Annotated in this window: 6 protein-coding genes; 5 read left to right on the forward strand and 1 reads right to left on the reverse strand. The window is 65.7% G+C overall.

Going from position 1 to position 7,127, the window contains the following annotated elements; genetic code table 11:
• On the reverse strand, positions 1-839 hold an 839-nt coding region (locus AC1DT2_RS12765), incomplete at its 3' end, for a LysR family transcriptional regulator (RefSeq protein ID WP_477296631.1).
• 118 nt (positions 840-957) lie between these two features.
• Here AC1DT2_RS12765 and AC1DT2_RS12770 point away from each other — a divergent pair.
• The 5 genes from AC1DT2_RS12770 to mfd all read left to right on the forward strand — a co-directional run.
• Positions 958-1,593, forward strand: a complete 636-nt coding sequence (locus AC1DT2_RS12770) for an NAD(P)-dependent oxidoreductase (RefSeq protein WP_477296633.1) — start codon at positions 958-960, stop codon at positions 1,591-1,593.
• Between the two features lie 53 nt (positions 1,594-1,646).
• Positions 1,647-2,549, forward strand: a complete 903-nt coding sequence (locus AC1DT2_RS12775; RefSeq protein ID WP_477296634.1) for a 23S rRNA (adenine(2030)-N(6))-methyltransferase RlmJ — start codon at positions 1,647-1,649, stop codon at positions 2,547-2,549.
• A 28-nt stretch (positions 2,550-2,577) separates the two neighbouring features.
• The gene (locus AC1DT2_RS12780; protein ID WP_063572341.1) at positions 2,578-3,084 is read left to right on the forward strand and encodes a Slp family lipoprotein; all 507 of its coding nucleotides are present in this window, start codon (positions 2,578-2,580) and stop codon (positions 3,082-3,084) included.
• A 34-nt stretch (positions 3,085-3,118) separates the two neighbouring features.
• Positions 3,119-4,027, forward strand: coding sequence for a cation diffusion facilitator family transporter (locus AC1DT2_RS12785; RefSeq protein WP_477296635.1), 909 nt, complete (start codon positions 3,119-3,121; stop codon positions 4,025-4,027).
• Between the two features lie 68 nt (positions 4,028-4,095).
• A partial coding sequence (mfd, locus tag AC1DT2_RS12790; RefSeq protein ID WP_477296637.1) for a transcription-repair coupling factor occupies positions 4,096-7,127 on the forward strand: 3,032 nt, incomplete at its 3' end.

Raw genomic sequence — 7,127 nt, forward strand, 5'->3', positions numbered from 1 at the left:
GGCTGGCGCCCAGGATAGACCGCATGGACGCCGCCTTCGGGGAGCGTGAAATCGGGGAGCAGGGACACCAGCCGCCCTGCCGCCAGGTCCTCGTTCACCACGTAATCCGGCAGCACGGACACGCCCATGCCCGCGACGACGAAACCATGCGCCGCCAGCGTGGTGTTGGCGCTCGCGGCGCTGCGCATCTGCACGGGATGTTCGACGCCACCCTCGTCGGTGAAGGTCCAACGTGTGGGCGAGGTGAGGATCGTCAGGGCGATCCATCGATGACTCGCCAGCGCGGCGGGCGTGCCAGGCGTGCCGTGTTTGGCGAGATAGGCCGGCGAGGCCACCAGGCACTGGCGAAAACTGGCCAGTTTCGCGGCACGCAGGCTCGAATCGCGCAGCCAGCCCAACCGGATGGACAGGTCGAAACGCTCGGCGATGAGGTCGACCATGGCGTCGCCGACCACGAGCTCCACACTCACCTGGGGATAGCGCTCGGCAAAGGCCGCCAACGCCGGCGCGACGATGGCCGGACCGTGGTCGCCCGCCGCGGCGACGCGTAGCACCCCCATCGGCGTATCCCGGCACTCGCCGAGGCGGGCGATGGCGGATTCGGCATCGGCCATCACGCGAGCGCAGTCTTCGTGGAAGCGCTCACCTGCGTCCGTGAGCGACATCTTCCTCGTGCTGCGCACCAGCAAGGTCACGCCGAGCTCCTCCTCGAGCCTGGCCAGGTGCTGGCTGACCATCGCCTTGGTCGTCCCTAGCTGCCGGGCCGCCGCGGTGAACGAGCCGGCGCGGACCAGGGCAACGAAGACACCCAGGCGATTGAGGTTAACGTCGGCAGCCATGCGGTCGGGTCGATAGTAAAGCCATACTTTACGATGAATCGCGCTAACAGGCGTATTTCCGGAACGATCTTAGGCGCATCCTCTGCCTCATCCTTTCCCTGCAGCAGGCCTACCGCCCATGAAGATCATCCTGTTCGGCGCCACCGGCAACCTTGGCAGCGTCATCCTCGACGAGGCCCTCGACCGGGGCCACGAGGTCACCGCCGTGGTTCGTGACCCGGCGAAGCTCGCCACAAAGCACGACGCCCTGACCGTGGTGAAGGGCGATGTCGCCCAGCCGTCCTCGTATGCCAGCGTCCTGCCCGGCAACGATGCCGCCATCGCCAGCCTCAACGACCACGCCGACCCGGCCAACGTGCCCCGTCAGGCCGCGCTACTGCTGGACGCCCTGTCGAAGGCCGGCGTACGTCGCTTCGCCTGGGTGGGTGGTGCCGGCAGCCTGGAAACCGCCCCCGGTGTGCGCGTCATCGACGATCCAGGCTTTCCGGAAGCCTGGAAGGCCTCGGCCAATGCACAGATCGAAGCGTTGGCCGTCTTCCGCGCCAGCAAAGCCCCTATCGACTGGACCTATATCAGCCCAGCCGCCGAGATCGCACCGGGCGAGCGCAAGGGCAGTTTCCGCGTCGGCGGCGAGCAGCTGCTGGTGAATGCGGAAGGCCATAGCCGGATTTCGATCGCGGATTTCGCGATTGGCGTGCTGGACCGGATCGAGAAGGGTGACGCGGCGAAGAAGCGGGTGACCTTCGCGTACTGAGCGGCTCCCATGAGAAGCAGGCTCCACAGGGCGGGCCCCGCTATACTGGCGGGATGAATTATCGCCACGCGTACCATGCCGGCAACTTTGCCGATGTCCTCAAGCACATGGTGCTCGTGGCCTTGATCGACTCGCTGAAGCAGAAGGCCTCGCCGTTCTGCTACATCGACACTCACGCCGGCAGCGGCCGCTACGACCTTCGCGGCAATGAGGCACGCAAGACCGGTGAAGCCGACGAAGGCGTCAACATCCTCAAAACCGCCAGCGGCCTGCCGCCGCTGCTGTGGAAATGGCTGGAAATCGTGCGCGCGTGCAATCCGGGTGACGACTCGCTGCGCTATTACCCCGGCTCGCCCTGGTTTGCCGCGCACCTCATGCGCGACACCGACACCGCCCAGATGGTCGACACGCGCAACGACGAATCCAGCGCCCTGCGCCAGCTGTTCCATCACGACAAACGCATCCACGTGCATGAGCGCGACGGTTACGAGGCCCTGAAGGCCTTCGTCCCGCCGAAGGAAAAGCGCGGCCTCGTGCTGATCGACCCGCCCTTCGAAGCCCAGGAAGCCGAGTTCCGCATCATCGAGAAGACGCTCAAGGCCTCCCTCGAGAAATGGCCGACCGGCATGTACGCCGTGTGGTACCCGATCAAGGTGCGCAGCCACGTCCAGCCGTTCCACCGCTGGCTGACCAAATGCGGCGCAAAGCGCGTGCTGGTCGCCGAGCTGCTGCTCCGTCCGGACAATTCACCGCTGACCCTCAACGGCACGGGTATCGCCATCATCAACGCGCCGTGGAAAATCGATGAAACCATCCGCGATTCGCTGCGGATGCTGCCGAAGCTGCTCGGTAAGCCGGGCGAGTCCGAATACCGGCTGACCTGGCTGGTCGAGGAAGGGAAGGATGAAGAACCTCCCCACGCTCCGCACTCACCCCGTTCAGTCCGTCGGCGCTAAAGTTCAGCTACCTGCCAGGAGCTGACTCATGCGCCCGACCGTCGTCCGTCTAGCTGTCCCTGCCGCCCTGCTCACGCTGGCCCTCGCCGGCTGCGCACCTGCGCCTATCTACAAGCCCACGGCGAACAACGTCGCCGTGCCACCCGCCCAAGTGGCACGCGAACCGGAACGCTACGGCACGTCCGACGTGATCTGGGGCGGTCGCATCGTGAAGGTGAGTAACTTCGCCGATCACAGCGAAATCGAGATCCTGGCCTATCCGCTCGACGGCTCGCAGCGTCCGCAATCCAACGACACCGGTAACGGTCGCTTCATCGCAGCCATGCCTGGGTATGTCGAAAGCCTCGACTACCCGGCTGGCGGCCTCGTTACCGTGTCGGGGCGTATCAACGGTACGCGCGCCAGCAATGTGGGCCAGGCCAACTACACCTTCCCGCTCGTCACGGTGAACCAGTCCCACGTATGGACGGCCAAGGAAATGTCCGGCGGCCATCCCAATGTGAGCTTTGGCCTGGGTGTCGGCGTCATACGGTAAGATCTTTCGATCGATCACCGGGACAGGGAACCACATGTCGGGACACGCCGATTCGAAGCGCGCCATTTTTCTCGCGCTCGGAGCCAACTTCGCCATCTTCATCGCCAAACTGGTCGCCGCCCTGTTCACCGGGTCCGGCGCCATGCTGGCGGAAGCGGTCCATTCGGCGGCCGACTGCGGCAACCAGGGGCTGCTCCTGCTCGGCATGAAGCAGGCCAAGCAGCCGCCCTCGCCGGACTATCCGCTGGGTTGGGGCCGCGCGCTGTACTTCTGGTCCTTCCTCGTCGCGATCCTGCTGTTCAGCGTCGGCGGCATGTTCTCGCTGTACGAGGGCGTGCATAAGCTGACGAACCCCGAACCGCTGAAGTGGCCCTGGCTCGCCGTTGGCGTGCTCGCCTTCTCCATCGTTACCGAGGGCATTTCCATGCATGGCTGCATGCAGGAAGTGAACAAGGCCCGCGAAGGACGCGGCCTGTGGCAGTGGTTCCGTGAGACCCGCGCCAGCGAGCTGCTGGTGATCTTCGGTGAAGACCTCGCGGCCCTGATCGGCCTGTGCCTGGCCATGCTGGCCGTGGTGGCGACCATTCTCACGGGCAACCTGGTCTACGACGCCATCGGCACCATCGCCATCGGCGTGCTTCTCATCGTCGTGGCCGTCGCCGTGGCCCGCGAGGTGAAAGCCCTGCTGATCGGCCAGGGCGTCGAGCCCAAACGCCGGGCCGAGATGATCGCCTTCCTCGCCGCACGCCCCGAAATCGACTCGGTCTACAACCTGCTGACCCTGCAGATGGGCACGGACGTCATGGTGGCTACCAAGGCCAAAATGGCTCCCGCGCCCACGGCGAAGGCCATGATCGAGGCAATCAACATCGTCGAGGCCGACTTCAAGGCGGAATTCAAGGACGTGCGCTGGAGCTTCTTCGAGCCGGACATCGCCGACTGAGCCCACACAACCCCTTCGTCCCCGGGTAGTACAATCATCGGCTTGCCCGCAGCTGACAAGCCGACTTCATGCCTGTAGCGCTTCCCCGCCCGCCGCTCCCTCCCAACGCCAAGACCCGCCGCTACTGGGCCGTGCCCCATGGCTCCTCATGGGCGCTGGAGGTGGCCGAAGCGGCCCGGGCGCACGACGGCCTGCTGGTCGTGGTCGCCCGTGACACGCGCAGTGCGGACAACCTGGAAAGCGAGCTGGCCGTGTTCGCCGGCGAGCTGCCCGTGCTGCACTTCCCCGACTGGGAAACCCTGCCCTACGACGTCTTCAGCCCTCACCCGGAAGTCGTCTCCCAGCGCATCGCCACGCTCTACCGCCTGCCGAGCATCAAGCGCGGCGTGCTGGTGGTGCCGGTGGCGACGTTGATGCAGCGCATTGCGCCACGCACCCACATCACCGGCTCGGGCCTGGTCCTGCGCAAGGGTCAGAAGCTCGACATCGGCGCCGAGCAGCGCCGCCTGGAAGCCGCCGGCTACCGCAACGTGCCCYAGGTGGGCGAGCCGGGCGATTTCGCCGTGCGCGGCGCGCTGATCGACATCTTCGCCATGGGCGCGAACGAGCCCTACCGCGTCGAGCTGTTCGACGACGAAGTCGAATCGATCCGCACCTTCGACACCGAGACCCAGCGCTCTCAACAGCAGGTCGATAGTGTCGACCTTCTCCCCGCGCGCGAATTCCCGGTGACCGAGGAGGCCGCGAAGAACTTCCGCGCCAACCTGCGCGAGCGCTTTCCCATCGACATACGCCGGTGCAACCTCTACCAGGACATGAAGGAAGGCGTGACGCCCGGCGGCATCGAGTACTACCTGCCGCTGTTCTTCCCGGTGACGGAAACGCTGTTCGATTACATCTCCGGCGACGCTCTCTTCGTCCTCGGTGACGGGGTACTCGACGCGGCCGAGCAATTCTGGACGCAGACATCCGAGCGCTACGACCAACGCGCACACGATATCGAGCGCCCGGTGCTGCCGCCCGCCGAGATCTATCTGCCCCCGGAACACCTGCGCGAGCGCCTGAACAAGCAGGTCCGCATCGATGTCGTGCCGAAGGGACAGGAACACGCGGTCGACCTCGGCACGATGCCGGCTCCGGAAGTACCGCTCAACCGCAAGGGCGAAGAACCCGGCACCTCGTTGCGCCACTTCCTCGCCAGCTACAAGGGCAGCGTGCYGATCGCCGCCGACTCGGCCGGCCGTCGCGAAGCGCTCATCGAGCAGCTCGCCGGCGCGGGCGGCATGAAGCCCGTCAACGTGGACGGCTGGAAAGATTTCCTCGCCAAAGACGAGCGTTTCGCGATTACCGTCGCTTCGCTCGAGCAGGGCTTTGCCCTGACGAAGCCGGCGCTCACGGTGCTCACCGAACGCGAACTCTTCGGCGAGCGCGTGCGCACCGATCGCAAGAAGCGCGTCGGCGCCGCTCGCGACCCCGAAAGCATCATCAAGGACCTCACCGAGCTTTCCATCGGCTCGCCCATCGTGCATATCGACCACGGTGTCGGCCGCTACCAGGGCCTGGTGTCGCTGGACGTTGGCGACATGCCCGGCGAGTTCCTGACCATCGAGTACACCAAGGGCGACAAGCTCTACGTGCCCGTGGCGCAGCTCGGCCTGGTCAGCCGCTACACGGGAACGGCGCCCGAACTGGCACCGCTGCATTCGCTGGGCGGCGACGCCTGGGAACGTGCGCGCAAGAAGGCCGCCGAGAAGGTCCGCGACGTCGCCGCCGAGCTGCTCGCGATCTACGCACAGCGCGAAGCCCGCCAGGGCGAAGCGCTGTCGATCGACCGCCAGATGCTCGAGGAATTCGGTGCCACCTTCCCCTTCGAAGAGACCGCCGACCAGCAGGCAGCGATCGACGCCGTCATCACCGATCTCGCCGCGCCGCGCGCGATGGATCGCGTGGTCTGCGGCGACGTGGGCTTCGGCAAGACGGAAGTCGCCCTGCGCGCCGCCTTCGCAGCAGCGACCGCCGGCAAGCAGGTCGCCGTGCTCGTCCCGACCACCCTGCTCGCCCAGCAGCATTACCGCAACTTCGCCGATCGCTTCGCGGACTGGCCGGTGCGCGTCGATGTCGTTTCCCGCTTCAAATCGAAGAAGGAAACGGATGCGGCGCTGGAACGCCTTGCCGACGGTCAGATCGACGTCATGGTCGGTACGCACAAACTTTTGCAGGCCGACATTCGCTTCAAGAACCTCGGCCTGGTCATCGTCGACGAAGAACAGCGTTTCGGTGTGCGCCAGAAGGAACAGCTGAAAAAGCTGCGTGCCGAAGTCGACCTCCTCACGCTGACGGCAACGCCCATCCCGCGCACGCTGAACATGGCGATGAGCGGCCTACGCGATCTGTCCATCATCGCCACGCCGCCCGCGCACCGTACCGCCGTACGTACGCTGATCTCGACCTACCAGCCCGCCCTTATCCGCGAAGCGATTCAACGTGAGTTGGCACGTGGTGGTCAGGTGTACTTCCTGCACAACGAAGTGGAATCGATCGAGCGCATCGCACGTGAACTGGGCGAACTGGTGCCGGAGGCGCGCATCCGCGTCGCCCACGGCCAGATGCCGGAGCGCGAGCTGGAACAGGTCATGGCGGATTTCCATCGCCAGCGTTTCAACGTACTCGTCTCGACGACCATCATCGAATCGGGCATCGACATTCCCACCGCGAACACGATCGTGGTCAACCGCGCGGACCGCTTCGGCCTGGCGCAGTTGCACCAGCTCCGTGGCCGCGTCGGTCGTTCGCATCATCGCGCCTACGCCTACCTCATCGTGCCGGACCGCAAGGCCATGACGGCCGATGCCGAGAAGCGCCTCGAAGCGCTGGCCTCGTTGGAAGAACTGGGCGCGGGCTTTACCCTCGCCACGCACGATCTCGAAATCCGCGGCGCCGGCGAAATGCTGGGCGACGAACAGTCCGGCCAGATCCAGGAAATCGGCTTCGGCTTATACACCGAGCTGCTCGATCGCGCGGTCCGCGCCCTGAAATCCGGCAAGGTGCCCGACTGCGACCTCACTTCCGAACACGAGACCGAGGTGGAACTGCACCGGCC

This window comes from Luteibacter sp. P4_E6 (assembly GCF_056401535.1).